Genomic DNA, 20,107 nt, shown 5'->3' with positions numbered 1-20,107 from the left:
CCCCGCATGCCGCAGGAGACCCCGCATGCACAAGCGCTTCAGACTGACCTTCGCGACGGCCACCGCCGCCGCGTTGACGGGCGGTCTGCTCACCTTCTCGGCCGCGACGGCGACGGCCGCGGACTCCACGACCGTCCCGCAGGCCGACTTCAACGGCGACGGCAGGGGCGACGTCGCCTTCTCGGCCTCCCTCTCCCACGTCAACGGCAAGAAGGAAGCCGGTCAGCTCGTCGCCCTCTACGGCACCAGCACCGGCGTGTCCTCCGCCAAGCGCACCACCATCAGCCAGAACACCTCCGGCACCCCGGGCACCGCCGAGACCGGCGACCACTTCGCCAACGACACGGCGTACGCCGACTTCAACGGCGACGGCTACGACGACCTCGCGGTCGGCTCCGCGGGCGAGGACGTCGGCAGCGACGTCGACGGCGGCGGCGTCGCCATCCTGTGGGGCTCGGCGTCCGGCATCACCGGCAAGGGCGTCTCGGTCGCCGACCCGGCCCCCGGCTCACACGACTTCTGGGGCCGCAGCCTCGCCGCCGGCGACTTCGACGGCGACGGCAAGGCCGACCTGGCCGTCGGCAGCACCGGGGCCGCCGTCTACGTCTACAAGGGCGGCTTCGCCTCCTCCGGCACGGCCGGCGGCCGCTACACGATCAAGCCTCCCATCATGGGCACCGACGGCCAGGGCCCGCTCAACCTCACCGCCGGCGACGTCAACGGCGACGGCCGCACCGACCTGGTGGTCGACGGCTACGAGACGGCCACCCCGTACGGCTGGAACCGCAACTACTTCGTCCCCGGCACCGCGAACGGCCTGAGCATGGCGTCCGCCAAGACCCTCAAGCCCGGCACGATCACCGCGATCGGAGACATCGACGCCGACGGCTACGGCGACATCGTCAGCGGCGCCTACTGGAACACCACCACCAGCGACGGCACGACCATCCCGGACTCCGCCAAGGGCGGCAAGGTGTGGGTGACGAACGGCTCGGCGAGCGGCCCCGGCAAGGTCACCGGCATCACCCAGGACACCGGCAACGTCCCCGGCGCCTCCGAGGCCAACGACTACTTCGGCTACGAGCTCGATCTCGGCGACGTCAACGGCGACAGGTACCTCGACCTCGTCGTCGGCGTGGCCGGCGAGAACATCGGCAGCTACGCGAACACCGGCGCGGTCACGGTCCTCTACGGCACGGCGAGCGGCCTGAACACCAGCTCCGGCGCCCAGTCCCTCGCCCAGAGCACCGCGGGCGTGCCCGGCGGCGACGAGAAGGACGACATGTTCGGCATGGACGTCAAGCTCGACGACGTCACCGGCGACGGCAAGGCCGACCTGCTCGTGGGCTCCGCCGAGAACGCGGGCGACGGTGCGCTGACCTACCTGCCGTCCAACGGCACGAAGATCACCACCACCGGCTCCCGCACGGTCTCCCCGAGCGCCTCGGGCGTCTCGACGACGGGCACGCCGTACTTCGCCGCCAACTTCGCCGACTGACCGCGCCGACCGCCCCTCACCCATTCGGCACCGGCCGGGCCCGCAACCCGCGCGCCCGGCCTCACCCCCTTCCGGAGACCCCGCCTTGCGCAAGCGCACACTCCTCGTCGCCACCACCCTCGCCACCGGCCTGCTCACCGCGGTGCCCGTCAGCCCGGCCGCCGCCGCGCCCTCCCGGCTCGCCGGGGACTTCAACGGCGACGGCTACCGGGACGTCGCCATCGGCGCCATGAGCGCCGACGTCGGTTCGGTGCAGGGCGCGGGCGCCGTCGTCGTGCTGTACGGCTCGTCGTCCGGGGTCTCCGCCGCCAGGAAGACGGTGATCACGCAGAACTCCACCGGCGTCCCCGGCACCGCCGAGTCCGGCGACCGCTTCGGCAACAGCCTCGCCGCCGGCGACCTGAACGCCGACGGCTACGCCGACCTGGTCGTCGGCTCCCAGTACGAGAGCATCGGCGACCGCGACGGCGTCGGCTCGGTCACCGTCATCTGGGGCGGCACCTCCGGCCTCACCGGCGGCTCCTCCCTGCCCGCGCCGTCGTCCCAGCTCAACGAGTGGGGCGGCTACGGCTCCGGCGTCGCGACCGGTGACTTCGACGGCGACGGCAAGACGGACGTCACCGTCACCGGCCAGAGCTACACCGGCATGTACAAGGGCCCCTTCACCCGCACCGGCACCCCGGTGAGCCAGACCGGCGTCTACGAGGTCGGCTCGACGTACGACGTGATCGCGGGCGACCTGAACGGCGACAAGAACGCCGAGCGCGTCTACCCGTACACCGTCGCCGGCGACCACGGCGGCGTCATCGGCTACCTCGGCTACGACCCCGCGGGCTGGGAGTCCCACCCCGAGTCGGACTACCGCGAGACCCCCCTGCCGAAGGCCGACGGCGCCCTCGGCTCGGTCGGCGACATCAACGGCGACGGCTACGGCGACCTCGTCCTCGGCGACTACGAGGACCCGCGCGCCGACAAGCCCGGCGGCCACAAGGGCGGCCAGATCACCGTCTGGTACGGCGGCCCGAACGGCCCCGACCCGGCGCAGAAGCCGACCGTCATTCACCAGGACACGGCAGGGGTGCCCGGCGCGGGCGAGTCTGAGGACCGGTTCGGCTCGGCGGTGAACGTCGGCGACGTCAACGGCGACAAGTTCGCCGACGTCGCGGTCGGCGCCTCGGGCGAGGACAACGGCACGGCCAGGGACTCGGGTTCGGTGACCATCCTGTTCGGCTCGGCCACCGGTCTTAAGGGCTCCGGCGCGAAGTCGTACACGCAGAACACCGCGGGCGTCCCCGGCGCCAACGAGAACGACGACGCCTTCGGCATGTCGGTCCGCCTGGTCGACCTCGACAAGAACGGCAAGGCCGACCTGGTCACCGGCTCCGGCTACGAGAACGGCTACGGCGCGATCACCGTCCTGCGCGGCTCCGCCTCCGGCCTCACCACCACCGGCGCCACGTCCTTCACCGCCCGCGGTGTCTCCCTCAAGGGCGGCGCGGACTTCGGCTGGGTGATCGGCCAGTGACGTACCGCCGACTGGCCGTCCTGCTCGCGGCCTCCCTCACCCCGCTCGCTCTGTCCGCCCCCGCCGCTCACGCGGCGTCGCCCGCCGCCCCGTTCGACTTCAACGGCGACGGCCGGGCCGACCTGGCGATCGGCGCCCCCGGCGCCACCGTCGGCGGCAAGGCGAAGGCGGGCGCCGTCTCCGTCGTCTACGGCAGCTCGACTGGCCTCAAGAGCTCCACGTACCAGCTGATCACCCAGAACACGACAGGCATCCCCGGCGCCGCCGAGACCGACGACGCCTTCGGCTCCGCGCTCGCCTCCGCCGACCTGGACCGCGACGGTTACGCCGACCTCGTCGTCGGCACCCCCGGCGAGGACCTCGACGGCGACACCAACGACGGCATGGTGGCCATCGTCTGGGGCTCGAAGACCGGCCTGTCCGGCGGCCGTGAGCTACGCAACGACAACCACCGCGAGAACGACCGCTACGGCAAGGCCCTGGCCGCTGGCGACTTCAACGGCGACGGAGTGCCCGAGGTCGCGACCGGATCGACCGGCGGGTTCGAGCTCAACTTCGTGTACGGCCCGTTCACCAGGACCGGCGTCTTCGGCGGCGGCAAGGGCGGGTCCATGTCCGGCGGCTCCCACCCGTTCTCCCCGTCGTACGGCGTCGAACACCTCTCCTCCGGGGACGTCATGAAGCGGGGCTTCCCGCAGCTGATCGCCCACGGCCGTCTCGACGGCACCGACGACGCCGTCACCACCCTGGTGGACGGCAGCATCGACAACTTCAACGACTGGCTGGTGAACCTGCCCGCCGGTCACGTCTCCGCCGTCGGCGACATCGACCACGACGGCTACGCGGACATCGCCGTCGGCAACCAGCGCGAGACGTCCGCCGACCCGGCGGGCGCGAAGGGCGGCAAGGTCACCCTCTGGTACGGCGGCCCGGACGGCCACGACTCCGGCCGCGCCCCGCTCGTCATCACCCAGGACACGGCGGGCGTGCCCGGCGCCGCCGAGACCGGCGACGCCTTCGGCTCCGCCGTCTCCCTCGGCGACATCAACGGCGACACCTACGCCGACCTGGCGATCGGCGCGTCCGGCGAGTCCACCGGCGCCGCGACCAGCACCGGATCGGTCACCGTCCTGTACGGCTCGGCCTTGGGCCTGACCGCCAAGGGCGCCACGTCGTACACCCAGGACACCGCGGGCATCCCCGGCGCCGCCGAGAAGTCCGACCACTTCGGCGGCCGCACCAGCCTGCTGGACCACTCCGGCGACCGCCGCGCCGATCTCTCCGTCTCCGCGCCGGGCGAGAACGCGGGCGACGGCGCGGTCTGGGCCCTGCGCTCCACGGCGGCAGGGCCCACCACCAGCGGCGCGACCAGCTTCGGCCCCTCGACGACGGGCATGTCCACGACGGGCAGCCCCGGCTACGGCTCGACTCTGGGCAACCGCTGACAAACCCCTGAGTGAACCCTGAGCGATCCCCGAGCAATCTGTGCGTCTCCCCTTAGGGGATGTCACAGCTCGGCCGCAAAGCCGGGTCCGGAACGCCGGGCCCGGCACGTGACTCTCCGAGAACAGGTACGTTCGAAGACGTGGCTGGATTCAGGATCGGACGCGGCCGGGACAACGGCGCTCCTCAAGCGCGACCGCAACAACCTCCGTACGGGCAACAGCAATCGCCCCGCGGGCAGGGGCAGCAGGCGCCCCGGGGACAGACGTACGGCACGCCCCAGGGGCGTCCGTCGTACGGCTACCCACCGGCGCCGCAGCCCCACCCCGGGCAGCAGCCGTACGGGGGCGGCGGCACCCAGGCCGGTGGCTATGACGAACCGGAGTACTTCGGCGACGGCGGCGCCTACCCGCCGCAGCCCGGCCCGGACCCGTACGCCGCCAACAACCCGGGCAGCACCCAGGCGTTCTCGGTCGGCGACGACCCGTACAACCAGGGCGACACCTACCGCGCGGGCTCGGCTCCGGCCGGACCGATCGGGCCGCGTCTGCACTGGAAGGACCTGCTGAGGGGCATCTTCCTGTCCCCCGACCAGACCTTCCTCCAGATGCGCGACTACACGATGTGGGGCCCCGCCCTCATCGTGACCTTCCTCTACGGCCTGCTGGCGGTCTTCGGCTTCGACGGCGCCCGCGAGGACGCGATAAACGCCACCCTCTCGAACGCCGTTCCCATCGTCCTGGTCACCGCCGTGGCGATGGCCCTCTCGGCCTTCATCCTGGGCGTGGTCACCCACACCCTGGCCCGCCAGCTCGGCGGCGACGGCGCCTGGCAGCCGACGGTCGGCCTGTCGATGCTGATCATGTCCCTCACGGACGCCCCCCGCCTGGTCTTCGCCATGTTCCTCGGCGGCGACGCGCCCTTCGTGCAGATCCTGGGCTGGGCCACCTGGATCGCGGCCGGCGCCCTGCTGACCCTGATGGTCCGCCGCTCCCACGACCTGCCGTGGCCGAAGGCCCTGGGCGCGTCGGCGATCCAGCTGATCGCCCTGCTGTCGATCGTGAAGCTGGGGACGTTCTAGTCGGGCTCGGTGGTAGGTGGTAGGTGGTACGGAAAAGGGCTCCCGGTGCGTACGCCGGGAGCCCTTCTCTCGTCCCTCAGGCGTCGAGAACCTGGCCCTTGCGACGGGCGACGGGCGGCTGGACGGACCACGGGAAGTTGATCCACGCCTCGGTCCGCCTCCACACGTACTCGCACTTCACGAGCGACTGCGACTTCTCGTAGATCACGGCGCTGCGGACCTCGGCGACGGTCTCGAGACAGAAGTCACGCACCAGCTTGAGCGTCCTGCCGGTGTCGGCGACGTCGTCCGTGATCAGGACCTTCTTGTCGGAGAAGTCGATGACGTCGGGCACCGGAGCGAGCATGACGGGCATCTCGAGGGTGGTCCCCACACCGGTGTAGAACTCGACGTTCACGAGGGAGATGTTCTTGCAGTCGAGCGCGTAGGCGAGCCCGCCGGCGACGAAGACACCCCCGCGGGCGATGCTGAGCACGACGTCGGGCTCGTACCCGTCGTCCGCGATGGTCTGCGCGAGCTCACGCACGGCGACACCGAAGAGCTCGTAGGTCAGGTTCTCCCGCACGTCGCTCACGCCGCCGCCCCCGTCCGTCACACCTGGGTCCGATGGAAGTTGAGGAAGGACCGGGAGGCGGTGGGCCCCCGCTGTCCCTGGTACCGCGATCCGTACCGCTCACTCCCGTAGGGGGACTCGGCGGGCGAGGTGAGCCGGAACATGCACAGCTGGCCGATCTTCATGCCGGGCCAGAGCTTGATGGGGAGCGTGGCGAGGTTGGACAGCTCGAGGGTGACGTGCCCGGAGAAACCGGGGTCGATGAACCCGGCGGTGGAGTGGGTGACCAGCCCGAGCCGCCCGAGGGAACTCTTCCCCTCGAGCCGCGAGGCGAGATCGTCGGGGAGTGAGACGACCTCGTACGTCGAGGCGAGAACGAACTCCCCGGGGTGGAGGATGAACGGTTCGTCCCCCTCCGGCTCCACGAGCCGGGTCAGGTCCACCTGCTCGACGGATGGATCGATGTGGGGGTACCGGTGGTTCTCGAACACCCGGAAATACCGATCAAGCCGTACATCGATGCTGGACGGCTGCACCATGGATTCGTCGTAGGGATCGATCCGTACCCGTCCGGCGTCGATCTCGGCCCGGATGTCCTTGTCTGAGAGAAGCACGCCCCGAGGATACGCAAGGCGCGCGGACCGACCACAATCGGACGCCGCGCGCCTGCGCTCCTGCCTGTACGTCTGCTCTCTACTGCGCCCTACTGCTTGCCGACGCTTCTGTCCTTCTGTTCAGCGGCTGTGGCCGCTGCTTCCGGATGCTGCCTCCGACCGCTGCCGCTGGTTCTCCAAGGCCACCGGCACCACACTGCGGAGCCGGGCACACCGTGGACACCGGAGGAGCCGACCGGGGCCGAGCCGCTCGGCCTGCTGCATCGGGAACTGAGCGGTACTGAAGACGTGCCCATCGGCACATCGGACGACGGTGCGCTCCATCAAGTCCTAGAGTCCCTTCCCCAAGAGCGTCGTCGGGCTACTGCTCGCCTGACAACAAATGCGACGTTACGGGATCAAGGGGGCGACTCTACAGGCGGCACCACGGCCTCGCCCGGACCCCCTCCCACACCTCCACCGTACGCCCCAACTTCCGTGCCCCGCAGCCCCGTCCCACCCCCGGAAACGTGTCCGGCCCCCACTGCTTCAGCACCGGGGGCCGGACATGAGGTAAAGTGACAGCGCGTACTGACACCGGCCCTGACCGGCGTCTTTCGCGGGTGTAGTTTAGTGGTAGAACATCAGCTTCCCAAGCTGAGAGTGCGAGTTCGATTCTCGTCACCCGCTCCAACACGAACCCCCAGGTCGTCGACCCGGGGGTTGTTTGTTGTCCGGACCGGCGGGCGGGGCGCGCGCCGCATCCGCACCATCAGGGCGAAGCTTGCTGCCCTTGCGCTTCTCATCATGATGCGCAGGGTCGTGATCATTGCCCTTGTGGCGCTTCGCACGCTCGGCGCGGACCATGCCGTCGAGCCTCGCCGCCAGATCCCGCTGCCAACGGCGCGGGAGCCTCGTGCGTTGCGCACACCACCGGCGTCACCCGATCGATGGCCGAACTGAAAACGCTCAGTGTTCTGCGCCAACTCTGACCGGCCCGGCCCCGTGAGTTGCTCTGCCACATCGTCGTAGGAGTCCTGGTGGAAGAGCGCAAGCGCGAGTGTGAAGTGGACTATGAACCCCGCCGGCAACGCTCCCGGCCGATGGTCCCGTTTGCGGCACTCCGACAGGACCTCGTCCACCAACTCGGGCGTAACCCACTGCGTGATCAAGCCCAGCCGCACTCGCTCAGACACCCCGCTCCGCGGATGCACACTCTCCGTATAGCGGCGCGACGCTCAGTCCGTCACTGCCAACTCAAATGGACCTTGAAACAACGGCACCGTTGGAGCTTCCGGCGCCGGCGGTGACCAGCAGGCGGGAAGCTCGCAGAAACCGAGGAGTTATTGTTCGGCAGCCTCTTGGACTTCGGGTCCAGTTGCGACGGGCTTTGATTGTCGTGCGGGTGTCGAACGGCGCTCCGGAGAGTACTCCCGTCGGAGTAACGTCGTACCGCCTGTCTCCCGAGGGATGACGACCGCAGTATGACGAAACAGAACGAAATTGGGCCTAGCGTTGAGGCTATCCCGGAACCTGAAGTCCACTGCGGAGGTTCGGGGTGGCCACCATGGCGCTGGCGGCGGCGTTCGCTGTCGGCGCCGGCGGGCTGTTCGTCGACCTGAAGACGGCCGAAGCCTGCGGCGTCGGCTGGCAATGTTTCGGCGGGACCGGCGTGAAAGGCGCCGAAGTAGAAGAGGGGGAAGCGGCGTGGGTGGACACCTGGAGGCGCCTGGTAACGACGAAGGGCCGATCTGAAGTAATGCAGACGGATGCCGCACGGATACCGCACCACACAAACACCTGAAGAGAGACTGACATGAATTCCATGGGACGCCGCAGTTTTCTATCCGCCACGGCAGTTGGCATTGGTGCCGGCTTGTCCACGCCTGCCATTGTCTCCTGCGCGGCAGCGAACGAGAACGAGACTTCGGACATTTCACAGCGAGACAAGGATCTGCCCTTCATCGGCACGGAAGAGACCTTTTCCACCCGTGAGTTGATGGTGCTGAACGACAGGCTGTTCCTCGAAGATACTGGTCTTGCCGAGATCGGCCCGCGCCGCATCGGTGCAATGGATGAGGCGGGGCTCAACGTTCAAATCCTCTCCGCACATACGCCAGGTGTGCAGAACGTCCCAGGTCAGAAGGGCATCGATTTTGCGTATCGTCTCAACAAGATGCTCGTTGATGGACCGATGGTCACCTATCCGGGGCGGTTTGAGGCATTTGCAACCTTGCCGCTGCAGAGTCCGGAAGCCTCGGCAGACGAACTGGAACGCGCAGTTCGGGAAGATGGATTCCTGGGATGTTTAACCAATGGAATCATCGGCAAGAAATTCCTCGACCATCCCGACTTTGAGCCCGTGCTGGCGCGCGCCGAAGCCCTTGATGTGCCGATATACATCCATCCGGGCCTGCCGCCTGACGAGGTTTTCCAAATCTACTACAGCAATATGCGGCCGGAATATCAGAAGGAGTTCCAGGACCAGGTTCTCAGCATCTCTGCATATGGATGGCACCAGGAAGTCGTTACTCAGTGCCTCCGAATGATCACCTCAGGGGTATTCGACAGGCATCCCACGCTCCAGATTATCATCGGCCATATGGGAGAGGGCCTCCCGTTCTTCTACAAGCGCGTTGTGGAGAAGATGAGCGAAGTGACCAAGAGGAGCCTGGACAAGCCGTTCGAGCAGTATTTCCATGACAATTTCTGGTTCACAACCAGCGCATTCTTCCAGGATGACCTGCTCGATCTCCTACTGAAGTACATAAGCGTGGATCGAGTGATGTTTGCAACCGACTACCCGTTTGCAAATATGAAGGAGGGAACCGACTGGTTCCGGGCAGTCGATTTGCCACGCGAAGCCAAGGAAAAAATTTCGTTCCGAAATGCGGAAAAACTGTTCGGAATAAAAGTCTGACACGTCCCGACGGGCAGAATGACGCCCGTGAAGTGATGCGCCAGCGTCGGCAGAGGTGGAGAATGTTTTGGCTGTAAGGCGAGAGTACAGCCAAAGCATGCGATGCGCGGCTGCCGCATCACGCGGTCTTCGGCGGCTTCATGGATGTCGGCTCGGCGTTCCCAACGGATCGTGGTCGCAGCCGCGGTCGGCGAACAGCGAATCGGGTTTGCGGCGTGGTCGGCCGACACGGCCGCGGACGGGTGGGATCGCGTCGAGCAGGGGCAGGAGCTAAGTGACGTCGTTGCGGTTGCCGCCGGTCAACAGGGCAGCCAGCGCTGGCCGAACGCTCAACTCCCGTCACAGACACGGCCATCAGCGCCCATCCACCTCTGGTCGACGTCAGGGCATGAAGGAAGGGCCTCTTGGTAGCTCGCGGTTGCCCGCCCCGGGTCAGCCGCGCTCCCGCTCCTCCCTGGCGGCGCGCAGACCGAGAACGACGATGCGGAGCCCGTATTCGAAGCCGACGTCGCCGTCCATGCCGAGCAGGTCGCTCGACGCCTGGGCGGTGAGGGGGAAGCGTTCGGCATCGATCATCGCGGCGAGCCGCTCGGGGGCGTAGGGGTTGTCGTCGCCGTACGCCGCGCTGGTGTGGGCCTGCTCCTCGATGGTGTGGCCGATGGTGTAGTGCAGGACCGCCGGGAAACCGCGTGCCGCCTCGCTGAGGGTGAAGCCGGCATCCCGCAGGGTTCGCAGGTTCAGCTCCACCGCCCGGTGCACGGCCTCGTGGTTCACGTAGGTGCCGGCGAGGACGCGTGCTCCGTCCCGATGGCTCAGCATCGCCTGACGCAGGTGGCGGGCCCAGTCGGCGAGCCATTCCTCCCAGGAGGAGCCGTCGCGGGGTGGCTCCAGCTTCTCGGCCGCCTCGACGTACACCAGGGTGGCCATGGCGTCGAGCAGCTCCTGCTTGTTCTTGATGTGCCAGTAGAGCGTGGGGGCTCGTACGCCGAGGTCCTGGGCGATGAGGCGCATGGTGAGCCCGTCGAGGCCGACGTCGTCGAGCAGTCGCAACGCCGTCCGGGCGATCACCTCGGAGTTGATCTTCATCCCGCTCCCTCCTTCCTGGGCACTTGACACCCTAACACCGTTAGGGGCACTCTCTAACGACGTTAGGGGCTCTAACGCCGTTAGAGACGGTGGGCTGGAAGCCGAACCGGAACAGGGGGACATGCAGATGACCGACACAACGACGGACACGGATGTGGTGATCGCGGGCGCCGGGCCGACGGGCCTGGTACTCGCCTGCGAACTACGGCTGGCGGGGGTCGACGTGGTGGTGGCCGACCGGCTCGCCGCGCGGACCGGTGAGTCGCGGGCCGGCGGGATGCACGCCCGGACCATGGAAGTGCTGGACCAGCGGGGCGTCCTGGACCGCTTCCTGGCGGCCGGCACAACGCGCCCGATAGGGCACTTCGCGGGGCTGTGGCTGGACTTCGACCAGTTCGCGACCAGGCATCCCCGGTCGCTGGTGCTCCTGCAGTCCCATATCGAGCGGTTGCTTGAGGAGTGGGCCACCGAACTCGGTGTACGGGTGCGCTGGTCGTCCGAGGTGACCGGGATCCGACAGCACGACTGTGATGTCGAGGTCGAAGTAGGCGGACCGGAGGGCTTACGTTCGACACTGCGCGCCCGCTACGTCGTGGGCTGCGACGGCGGGCGCAGCGCGGTGCGCAAGCTCGCCGGAATCGGCTTCCCCGGCACCCCGGCGACAGTGACCGCGCTGCTCGGCGACGTCGAACTCGCCGATCCGCCCGCCGAATCGCTCTTCATGCAGCGGCGAACGGGCGGTGACTTCTCGGTGTTCGCCTTTGAGCCGGGCTGGTACCGGGTGATCACCACGGAGTACGACCGTGTCGCCGGCCAGGGGGAACCGGTGACGTTCGAGGAGCTGCGGGAGTCACTGCTGAGGATCGCGGGCACCGACTTCGGCATGCACAGCCCCCGTTGGGTCTCCCGGTTCGGCGACGCGGCCCGGCAAGCCGAGCGGTACCGGGAAGGCCGGGTGCTGCTGGCGGGCGACGCGGCTCACATCCACTTCCCGGCAGGTGGCCAGGGACTCAATCTGGGGGTCCAGGACGCGGTCAACCTCGGCTGGAAACTCGCCTCGGTGGTGCACGGCCGGGCGCCGGAGAGCCTGCTGGACAGCTACCACGCCGAGCGGTATCCCGTCGCGGAACGGGTGCTGCACAACACCCGGGCACAGACGGCGCTGACGCGTCCGGGCCCGCAGACCGACGCGCTGCGCGACGTACTCCGTTCGCTCATCGAATACGACGACGTCAACCGGCACCTGGGTGGCATGATCACCGCGATGGACCTTCGCTACCCCATGAGCGACGGCCACCCGCTGACCGGCCGCCGGGTCCCCGACGTCGATCTGAAGACCGGTGACGGCCGGCGTCGCGTCTTCGAACTGCTGCGCACCGCGCGCCCTGTGCTGCTCGACCTCCGCGGTGACACCGCACTGGCGGCCACGGCCGAGGGCTGGGCCGATCGCGTCGACCTCGTCGAGGCCCGGTCCACGGCCGACCGCTGGCCCGTCTGGCCGGTCGACGAGACCCCCGCCCCCGCCGCGCTCCTCATCCGCCCCGACGGCCACGTCGCCTGGACCGCACCCGCCGGCACCACCCCCGACCCCGCCGCCCTCCGGACCGCCCTCACCGCCTGGTTCGGCCCCGCCACGGCCGACTGAACCGAGGCGTCCAGTTCCGGACGAAGGAGGTATGCCGGAAGGGCGCACCCCTCTCGCTAGGGATGGCTTCTGAGGTCCCCGCCGGACGGCGGTGTTCAGATCGGCAGGGGTGGGCAGGCGCGGGTGGCAAGGGTCGTGCGCCGGAGACCGATCAGGAAGTTCACACCATGGCTCACACCGCACAAGCGACAGCCGTCCCCGGCTGGGTCCTGAAGTTCATGGACGCCATCGACACCCTGGAGTTCGGCAAGGGCTTCGCACCACTGACCGACAACACCGACATGTACTTCGGCACCGCGCACATCCACGGCGTCGAGGCCATCAAGGAGTTCTTCGTCAAGATCGACGCGCCGCTGGTCATCAGCCATGAGGTCATGGAGTTCTGGACCGCGGGCGACGGCGTCCGTCTGCTGCGCGGTGAGGCGGTCATGGCCAAGAAGAGCGAACCGGAGCGGGTGGTGCGCGCCCCCTTCATGCACATCTTCTACCTCGACCAGGAAGAGCCGGTGCGCATCCGGACGCTCCGTGTCACCGCCGGCCCACTGCAGACAGACGCTGTGATGTGACCCGGCTCAGGGCAAGGCCCCCGCGAGGTCAACAGAACTCACTCCCGCTCAGTTGTTAGGAACGGTCAGACATGAACTCGGTGCACCACCGGACCGCCACTGTCGACGGCTATGAGATCTTCTACCGCGAAGCCGGCCCCGCCGACGCCCCCGTGATCGTCCTGCTGCACGGCTACCCGACCAGCTCGTTCATGTTCCGCGAACTCATCCCGCTGCTGGCCGACGACTACCACGTCATCGCGCCGGACCACCTCGGCTTCGGCCACTCCGACGCCCCCCTCGTAGGGGAGTTCACCTACACCTTCGACGCCCTCACGAAACTCACCTCCGGACTGCTCGACCAACTGGGCCTGCAGCGCTACGCCCTCTACGTCCAGGACTACGGCGCCCCCATCGGATGGCGGCTCGCGCTCCAGCACCCCGAACGGATCTCGGCCCTCGTCACCCAGAACGGCAACGGCTACGAGGACGGTTTCGTCGAGTCGTTCTGGGCCGACGTGTGGGCCTACGGGGCGAACCCCGGCCCCGACACCGAACCCGCCGTCCGCGCCGCGCTGGGCGTCGACGCCATCCGCTGGCAGTACCTGCACGGCGTGCCCGACCCGAGCCTGGTCAGCCCGGACACCTGGGAGCACGACGTCGCCCTCGTCTCCCGCGAGGGCAACGACGAGGTCCAGTTGGCGCTGTTCCGGGACTACCAGAACAACCGCCCGCTCTACCCGCTGCTGCACGAATTCCTACGCACCAGCGAGGTCCCGGTGCTCGCCGTGTGGGGCCGCAACGACGAAATCTTCGGCCCGGCGGGCGCGCTGGCCTTCGCCCGCGACGCCAAGGACGCGGAGGTGCACCTGATCAACGGCGGCCACTTCCTGCTGGAGAGCCACCTGGACATCGTCGCGGGTTACCTGCGCGGCTTCCTCGGGCGGGTGCTGGGATAGCCAGGGTCGGGCATATGAGTTCCTCTCACGGCAGACCGCGGGGTCCAGGAGGTCAGCCTGTCAGGTCGCAGGGACGGGCAGCAGGGACGGGCAGCAGCCGGTAGGCGTCCCCGTGTGTGATCACTCGGCCGGCGGTGGGCGGCGGGAAGTGCGTGCCCAGCAGGAGGGTGCCCGTGTCGGCGAGCGAGCTGAGCAGCTCGCGGCGCGACTCCTCGGACTGTGCCGGATCGATGTCGACGCAGGAGCCGATGGCCGGGTGGGCGAACTGGACGGGGTGGTGGATGCAGTCGCCGGTGATCAGCGCCGTTTCCCCGCGGCCGGTCAGCTGGACGGCGATGTGGCCAGGGGTGTGGCCGGGAGTGGGCAGCAGGCGCAGGCCGGGGGCGATGTCGGTGCCCTCGGGCGGCACGTCGACGAGATCGAGCAGGCCTGCCTCCTCGACCGGGATCACGGAGTCGTTGAACATGTCCTGCCGCGGCTCGTCCATGTCATAGCCGGCCCAGAAGTCCCGTTCGGTACGGGAGGTGACGTAGCGGGCGTGGGGGAAGGTGGGTACCCACTCGCCGTTCACCTCGACGGTGTTCCAGCCGACATGGTCGGTGTGCAGGTGGGTGAGGATGACCAGGTCGACGGAGTCCGGGGGGAATCCGGCGGCGGCGAGGTGCTCGAGGTAGCCGGTCCGCAGGTTGTGCCAGGCCGGGTTCGCCCGCGTCTTGCCGTTGCCGATGCCGGTGTCGACGAGAACGCGCAGGCCGCCCGTTTCGAAGGCGAAGCCATGGCTGTCGAGGTGCAGGACACCCTCGTGGTCCGCGAAGTCGGGGCGTAGCCAGGCCTGTTGCGAGACCACGTCGGTGGTGGCGTCGGGCAGTAGCCAGGTCCCGGTCGCGGGCGGCAGGAGGACTTCGTCGATGCGGTGGACCGTGATGTCGCCCACCGTCCAGGTGGGGACGGAGGCCGGGAGATGGGCTTCGTTGGCCGATGGGGTGTGCATGGTCCGTCGTTTCCCTTGTCTGTCGGATACCTGTGGGACGTCTGGAAACTTCCGGCTGTGTGGCGGTCATGTGGAACGCCAGTCGAGCAGGATGGCGGCCGCGGCGTACGCAGTGGGACGCGGTCCGCAGCCGTACAGGTGGGTGGCGGCGCCTGCGTCGATGGCACGCCGAGCATGCCTCTCTCTAAACGCAACTGATTTGCTTTAGTGCGACGGTAGGCCCTACCGTCGCACTAAAGCAAACGATGAGCTTTTAGGTCGGTCGCTCCGCTGCTCCGGCCCGAGCACAAAGACCCGATCAGGGGAGAGAAGCCCATGTCCACCGATGACCTCACGCCGCCGGAGGCCGCCCGCTGGGCCGCCTGGGCCGGACTGCCCCTGGACGACGCCCGCCACGCCGAGGTGGCGGCCACCGCCCAGCACATCCGCTCCGTCGTCTCCGTCCTGCGGGAGCTGGACTTCGGCGCCACCCCGCCCGCCCCCACCTACCGTGTGGGAGAGGAGAAGCACGATGCAGCCGTTTGAGCTGTCCCTCGCCGCCGCCGCGGACGCGATACGGCAGCGGCGGGTCTCCCCCGTCGAGCTGGTGGACTCCGTCCTCGACCGCGTCGAGCAGGTGGAGCCACGGGTCGGGGCCTACGTCACGGTCACGGCGGAGCAGGCACGCCGGTCCGCTCTCGAAGCCGAGCGCGAAGCTGCGTCCGGCCGTTTCCGGGGCCCGCTGCACGGGATCCCCATGGGATTGAAGGACCTGATCGATGTCGCGGGCGTGCCGACGACGGCCAGCTCCCGCGTCCGGGCCGACCACCGCGCCGACTCCGACAGCACGGTGACCGCCCGCCTGGCCGCGTCCGGCGCGATCCTGGTCGGCAAGACCCACACCCACGAGTTCGCCTACGGGCTGACCACACCGCAGACACGCAACAGCTGGGACCGGGAGCGGGTCGCGGGCGGCTCCAGTGGCGGGTCGGCCGTCGCCGTGGCGGCCGGCGCCGCGACCTTCGCCCTGGGCACCGACACCGGCGGCTCGATCCGGGTGCCCGCCGCGCTCAACGGGGTCGTCGGCCTGAAGCCGACGTTCGGACTCGTCCCCCGCCACGGGGTGACGTCACTGTCCTGGTCGCTGGACCATGTCGGCCCTCTCACCCGTACCGTGGCGGACGCGGCCGTGGTCCTGTCCGTCCTGGCCGGACACGACCCCCGCGACCCTGCCTCCCTGCCCCTCCCCGCCGGGGACCACCGACCGGACGGACCGGACGCGAGCGCGGACCTGACCGGGCTGCGCGTCGGAGTACCCCGCAATTACTACTTCGACCATGTCGACCCGCAGGTGGAGGCTGCGGTCCGGCGCGCCATCGACCAACTGGAGGCGCTCGGCGCACGACTCGTCGAGGTCGAGATCCCGATGACGCGCTACATCCAGGCGACGCAGTGGGGCCTGATGGTTCCCGAGGCCACCGCCTACCACGAGCGGACTCTGCGCACGGTCCCCGACCTGTACGGCGCGGACGTCCGCGTTCTCCTCGAAGCCGGCGAGCTGATGCCCGCCGGGGACTATCTGCGCGCCCAGCGCGCCCAGGCGCTGATGCGGCAGGAGTGGGCGCGCATGCTGGAGCAGGTCGACGTGATCGCCGCCCCGACGGTCCCGATGACCGCGGTACCGGCCGGGCTGCAGGCGATGACCTGGTCCGACGGTACCGTCGAGAGCGTCTCCGACGCCTACGTACGCCTCTCGGCCCCCGCCAACATCACCGGAGTGCCCTCGCTGTCCGTACCGGTCGGCCACGACCGCGCGGGGATGCCGATCGGCATGCAGCTCCTCGGGCGTCCTCTGGGGGAGGCCGTGCTCCTGCGGGTCGGTCATGCGTACGAGCAGTTCGCACCTGCCCGCGAGATCGCACCCGCGGCCTGACGATGAGCGTGGGCCCGGCCTGAGGACACTGAGGGCACTGAGGAACTAAAGCCAAGATTTTGCTTTAGCGGGCTACAATGCTTTGCGCGCCGCTGAGGGCACAAGCATTCTCAGAACACGGTGCACGACAACGAGAAACTCGCTTCGAGGTGGAGTCATGGGTCGCAGACAGATGGTGCGCCCGGGCGGGCGCAGCGCCCGGGTGCAGGCATCGGTCCACGCCGCGGTACTCGCTCTCGAGTCCGAGGTGGGGCGCGACGCCCTGACGGTGCCGCTCGTCGCCCAGCGCGCGGGAGTGACGGCGTCGACGATCTACCGTCGCTGGGGCGACCTGAAGGAACTGCTGTCGGACGTCGCCGTCGAGCGTCTGCGCCCGGAGGCGGCGCCGGAGGACCATGGTGACCTGCTGTCCGACCTGGCCTCCTGGGCCGAGCAGTTCCTGGACGAGATGGCCTCACCCACGGGCCGCGCCTATATCCGCGACGCCCTGCTCGGCGACCCGGAGGGCAGCAACGCCGGCCAGTGTTCGGCGTACGCGGCCGAGCAGATCGGCGTCATCCTCGGCCGTGCGATCGACCGCGGGGATGACGCTCCCGACGTCGAGACGGTCATCGACCGCGTCGTCGCCCCTCTGATGTACCGCATCCTCTTCCGCCCTGACGGGCTCGATGCCGCCTACGCCCGTCGCCTCACGGCAGGGGCCCTCGGCGCGATCGGCACTTGATGGGTTGAGCAACACGGGGAGTGGATCTTCACGGGCCCGGCGTGACCGGTCCGACGGCCTCGCGGACAGGGCCCGGTCTCGAACCACCGCGGGCGAGGGCCTCGGTGACACGTCGTCAGTGGACGCGGCCGCGGTGAACGGGACCGAGGCGGTAGCCGTCCGTCGACGCCTTCACCCCTCGCACGGCTCAGGGGCGCCGCTGCGCGAATGCGCGGCTCCGTTTCCGGGGCGGCAGGCCCTACTCTGATCCCCGTGAGGCAGGCCGGCGCGGGGGAGGATGATCGGCGATGACGCCCCTGAGCACCGGGGACCCGGAGTCCATAGGCGGGTACACCCTTCTCGGTCGGCTCGGGGCGGGCGGCATGGGAGTCGTCTATCTGGGAGTCTCCGCTTCGGGACGGCAGGTCGCGGTCAAGCTCGTACGCGGGCCGTATTCCCAGGAGGAGGAGCTCCGGACGCGCTTCCGACAGGAGATCGCGGCGGCGCGCAGAGTGAGCGGCGCCTTCACCGCCCCTGTCGTGGACGCCGACCCGGACGCCGACCGGCCGTGGATGGCGACGCTCTACGTGCCGGGGCTCACCCTTTCCGAAGTTGTGGAGAAGGACGGCCCGTTGAGCGGTCGGGACCTGCGCGCGCTGGGGCTGGGGCTCGTCGAGGCGCTGCGCGACATCCACCGGGTGGGCCTGGTGCACCGGGACCTCAAACCGGGCAACGTCCTGATGACCGAGAACGGGCCGCGCGTCATCGACTTCGGCATATCGCGCGCTTCCGAGAACCAGAGCCTCACCACGACCGGGCGGATGATCGGCACTCCGCCCTTCATGTCGCCGGAACAACTGGCCTCTCCCCGAGAGGTCACCCCGGCCTCGGACGTGTTCTCGCTGGGGTCACTGCTGGTGTTCGCGGCCGTCGGCACGGGACCGTTCGACGCCGACAGCCCGTACATCACCGGTTATCAGGTGGTGCACGGGACCCCGGACCTCGGCGGGGTGCCCGAAGGGCTCCTGGGCATTGTCGAGCGCTGCCTGGACAAGGACCCGGCCGCACGGCCGGAACTGACGGACCTTCACCGCATGCTCCAGACACTGCCGGAATCCGACGCCATCGCGTCTCCGAGGACCGGGCAGTCCGCGAACTCCTGGCGCCACCCCACTTCTCCGAGCGCGGCCACCACCTCCGCGGGCGCCGCGACCGGCACCAGCACCAGCACCGGCACCGGCATCCGCGAGGGACGTCGGACCCGGATGCTGCTCACCGGCCTCGGCGCGGCGCTGGCCGTCGCGAGCCTGGGTATCGGGGTGAGCGTCCTCGTGTCCGGTCCGGACGCCACCACCGCCTCCGGGACCGCCGCCTCCGACGCCACGGCCACCACCCGTGCCGCCTCACTGCCCGGCGGCTGGCGGCCGTGGCGCACGAAGCTGCGGTACGACGTGAAGGGTGCTCCTCTCGACTACAACAACCCTGGATGCGTGACGGAGGAGAATGCCCTGTTCTGTGGCGGTACGGGCTTCACGGTCGCCAGGATCGACGCGGCCTCCGGCCGCATCCTGTGGCGGACCGGCACCCGCCCTCAGGGGGTGCAGCCGATCGGCGTCCGCGACGGGCTGGTCTACGCGTACGAGGAGCCGGACGACACGACCAGGCGCGTGGTGGCCCTCGACGCCGCCACCGGGCACCGGCGCTGGCAACGTGACATCAACAAGTCCCAGGACGCGGTCCTGTACGACGGCGGACTGCTGACCATGTCCCCCGACTACTCGTCGTTCGTGACCTACGGGCCGTCCGGAAAGGAACTGTGGCGGGCGTCCTCACTGGACGAGGTCTGCACTCCGTCCGCGCTGGGAGGCGCCCCCTACGCCCTGTGCTCGGCCGGCAACGAGCCCGGTCAGGCCCCGATCGAGCTGATGAAGCTCGGCCCCGGCAGCCTGACCGAGATCGCCACCCTGCCCAAGAAGGCGGAAGCGCTCGGCGCGGTCGGCGGGCAGCCCCTGTTCCTCGCCCCTCAGACCGCGAAGGACGTGTACGAAGCCGGGTACGAACGGCCGTACAACGCGCTGCTGCGGGTGGCCTCGGACACCGGGCAGGTCAGACGGATACCGCTGGCACATCCGCTGACCGGCGCGGCCACCCTCGTGGACGGCGTCGTCTACTTCGTCCGGTCCGACGGGTCGGTCACCGCGGTGTCGGCGGACAGCGGCAGACAACTCTGGCAGAAGGTGACGGACGTGGAGAGTCTGTCCGCGCCCGCGGTGTCGGCGACGTACCAGCGAGTCTATTTCTCCAACCGCTTCGGCCGTCTGCTGGCACTGGACAGCCGCACCGGAGCAGAGGTCTGGCGCACCTCCGCGCTGGACGCCCCCGGGGACAAGGCGCAGAACTACCCGCCGCGCGTGCTGCTCGTCAAGGACGCGCTGGTGGCGACGGCCGGCGACACGGCCTTCTCCCGGAGCCCGGACGGACCCACCTGACCGGCCGAGGCGATCGCCACGAGCGGGGTCCGGGGCGGCCGACGCGTCATCGGGCCGTGGCAGTGCTCATACCCGGTACGTGAGGTCACGTTGGCGAGATCCGGGGAGCGCGAGTACGCCCGTCGCCGCGGCGGTACGGTATGCGGCAGTCGATCGCGCGTTCT

The 20,107-nt window shown here is 69.2% G+C and carries 18 protein-coding genes, 1 tRNA gene and 1 pseudogene; 14 read left to right on the top strand and 6 right to left on the bottom strand.

Annotated elements, in window-relative coordinates; all coding sequences use genetic code 11:
* The first annotated feature begins 25 nt into the window (after positions 1 to 25).
* The 4 genes from ACFYRY_RS29525 (at position 26) to ACFYRY_RS29510 (ending at position 5,547) form a co-directional block, all read left to right on the top strand.
* A complete protein-coding gene (locus ACFYRY_RS29525; RefSeq protein WP_389152107.1) occupies positions 26 to 1,498 on the top strand; it encodes a VCBS repeat-containing protein in 1,473 nt (490 codons plus the stop codon).
* Between the two features lie 85 nt (positions 1,499 to 1,583).
* Positions 1,584 to 3,023 (top strand): FG-GAP-like repeat-containing protein, encoded by a 1,440-nt coding sequence (locus tag ACFYRY_RS29520; RefSeq protein ID WP_389152104.1) that lies wholly within the window; start codon positions 1,584 to 1,586, stop codon positions 3,021 to 3,023.
* The gene (locus ACFYRY_RS29515) at positions 3,020 to 4,468 is read left to right on the top strand and encodes a hypothetical protein (RefSeq protein ID WP_389152102.1); all 1,449 of its coding nucleotides are present in this window, start codon (positions 3,020 to 3,022) and stop codon (positions 4,466 to 4,468) included. The genes ACFYRY_RS29520 and ACFYRY_RS29515 overlap by 4 nt, the downstream gene beginning before the upstream one ends.
* 59 nt (positions 4,469 to 4,527) lie before the next feature.
* Positions 4,528 to 5,547: a Yip1 family protein gene (locus ACFYRY_RS29510; protein WP_389152099.1), complete on the top strand. Its 1,020-nt coding sequence runs from the start codon at positions 4,528 to 4,530 to the stop codon at positions 5,545 to 5,547.
* A 76-nt stretch (positions 5,548 to 5,623) separates the two neighbouring features.
* On the opposite strand, the gene ACFYRY_RS29505 is transcribed toward ACFYRY_RS29510, so the two are convergent.
* Positions 5,624 to 6,121, bottom strand: coding sequence for a phosphoribosyltransferase (locus ACFYRY_RS29505; RefSeq protein ID WP_389152097.1), 498 nt, complete (start codon positions 6,119 to 6,121; stop codon positions 5,624 to 5,626).
* 17 nt (positions 6,122 to 6,138) lie between these two features.
* On the bottom strand, positions 6,139 to 6,714 hold the full coding sequence (dcd, locus tag ACFYRY_RS29500) for a dCTP deaminase (protein ID WP_356767943.1): 576 nt from the start codon (positions 6,712 to 6,714) through the stop codon (positions 6,139 to 6,141).
* A gap of 598 nt (positions 6,715 to 7,312) precedes the next feature.
* Here dcd and ACFYRY_RS29495 point away from each other — a divergent pair.
* Positions 7,313 to 7,386, top strand: a tRNA-Gly gene (locus ACFYRY_RS29495).
* Here ACFYRY_RS29495 and ACFYRY_RS29490 read toward each other — a convergent pair.
* A complete protein-coding gene (locus ACFYRY_RS29490; protein ID WP_389152965.1) occupies positions 7,338 to 7,877 on the bottom strand; it encodes a transposase domain-containing protein in 540 nt (179 codons plus the stop codon). The genes ACFYRY_RS29495 and ACFYRY_RS29490 overlap by 49 nt on opposite strands.
* Positions 7,878 to 8,251: 374 nt before the next feature.
* Between ACFYRY_RS29490 and ACFYRY_RS29485 the strand changes: the two genes are divergently transcribed.
* Positions 8,252 to 8,497, top strand: a complete 246-nt coding sequence (locus tag ACFYRY_RS29485) for a hypothetical protein (RefSeq protein ID WP_389152094.1) — start codon at positions 8,252 to 8,254, stop codon at positions 8,495 to 8,497.
* A 12-nt stretch (positions 8,498 to 8,509) separates the two neighbouring features.
* Positions 8,510 to 9,613: an amidohydrolase family protein gene (locus ACFYRY_RS29480; protein ID WP_389152092.1), complete on the top strand. Its 1,104-nt coding sequence runs from the start codon at positions 8,510 to 8,512 to the stop codon at positions 9,611 to 9,613.
* A 168-nt stretch (positions 9,614 to 9,781) separates the two neighbouring features.
* Here ACFYRY_RS29480 and ACFYRY_RS29475 read toward each other — a convergent pair.
* Together ACFYRY_RS29475 and ACFYRY_RS29470 are read right to left on the bottom strand one after the other, a co-directional pair.
* Positions 9,782 to 9,928: pseudogene (locus tag ACFYRY_RS29475) on the bottom strand (IS5/IS1182 family transposase); the annotation flags it as partial.
* Between the two features lie 117 nt (positions 9,929 to 10,045).
* Positions 10,046 to 10,699: a TetR/AcrR family transcriptional regulator C-terminal domain-containing protein gene (locus tag ACFYRY_RS29470; RefSeq protein ID WP_389152089.1), complete on the bottom strand. Its 654-nt coding sequence runs from the start codon at positions 10,697 to 10,699 to the stop codon at positions 10,046 to 10,048.
* A gap of 127 nt (positions 10,700 to 10,826) precedes the next feature.
* On the opposite strand from ACFYRY_RS29470, the gene ACFYRY_RS29465 reads away from it, so the two are divergent.
* The 3 genes from ACFYRY_RS29465 (at position 10,827) to ACFYRY_RS29455 (ending at position 13,848) form a co-directional block, all read left to right on the top strand.
* Positions 10,827 to 12,344, top strand: coding sequence for an FAD-dependent monooxygenase (locus ACFYRY_RS29465; protein ID WP_389152086.1), 1,518 nt, complete (start codon positions 10,827 to 10,829; stop codon positions 12,342 to 12,344).
* Positions 12,345 to 12,511: 167 nt separating this feature from the next.
* On the top strand, positions 12,512 to 12,910 hold the full coding sequence (locus ACFYRY_RS29460; protein ID WP_389152083.1) for a nuclear transport factor 2 family protein: 399 nt from the start codon (positions 12,512 to 12,514) through the stop codon (positions 12,908 to 12,910).
* Positions 12,911 to 12,981: 71 nt separating this feature from the next.
* On the top strand, positions 12,982 to 13,848 hold the full coding sequence (locus ACFYRY_RS29455) for an alpha/beta fold hydrolase (protein ID WP_389152080.1): 867 nt from the start codon (positions 12,982 to 12,984) through the stop codon (positions 13,846 to 13,848).
* A 52-nt stretch (positions 13,849 to 13,900) separates the two neighbouring features.
* Here ACFYRY_RS29455 and ACFYRY_RS29450 read toward each other — a convergent pair whose 3' ends face one another.
* Complete coding sequence (locus ACFYRY_RS29450) at positions 13,901 to 14,839, bottom strand: MBL fold metallo-hydrolase (RefSeq protein WP_389152078.1); 939 nt, start codon at positions 14,837 to 14,839, stop codon at positions 13,901 to 13,903.
* 315 nt (positions 14,840 to 15,154) lie between these two features.
* On the opposite strand from ACFYRY_RS29450, the gene ACFYRY_RS29445 reads away from it, so the two are divergent.
* The 4 genes from ACFYRY_RS29445 (at position 15,155) to ACFYRY_RS29430 (ending at position 19,943) form a co-directional block, all read left to right on the top strand.
* Positions 15,155 to 15,364 carry a hypothetical protein gene (locus tag ACFYRY_RS29445; RefSeq protein WP_389152076.1) on the top strand — a complete coding sequence of 70 codons (210 nt, stop codon included), beginning with the start codon at positions 15,155 to 15,157 and terminating at the stop codon, positions 15,362 to 15,364.
* Positions 15,351 to 16,751, top strand: coding sequence for an amidase (locus tag ACFYRY_RS29440; RefSeq protein ID WP_389152073.1), 1,401 nt, complete (start codon positions 15,351 to 15,353; stop codon positions 16,749 to 16,751). The genes ACFYRY_RS29445 and ACFYRY_RS29440 overlap by 14 nt, the downstream gene beginning before the upstream one ends.
* A 157-nt stretch (positions 16,752 to 16,908) precedes the next feature.
* Positions 16,909 to 17,475, top strand: coding sequence for a TetR/AcrR family transcriptional regulator (locus ACFYRY_RS29435; RefSeq protein ID WP_389152070.1), 567 nt, complete (start codon positions 16,909 to 16,911; stop codon positions 17,473 to 17,475).
* Between the two features lie 287 nt (positions 17,476 to 17,762).
* Positions 17,763 to 19,943, top strand: coding sequence for a PQQ-binding-like beta-propeller repeat protein (locus ACFYRY_RS29430; RefSeq protein WP_389152067.1), 2,181 nt, complete (start codon positions 17,763 to 17,765; stop codon positions 19,941 to 19,943).
* Positions 19,944 to 20,107 lie beyond the last annotated feature (164 nt).

The sequence above is a fragment of the Streptomyces sp. NPDC005263 genome, from assembly GCF_042872365.1.
Taxonomy (GTDB): Bacteria; Actinomycetota; Actinomycetes; order Streptomycetales; family Streptomycetaceae; genus Streptomyces.
The sequence above is the reverse complement of the archived record's forward strand: the minus strand, read 5'-3'. Positions and strand labels throughout refer to the sequence as shown.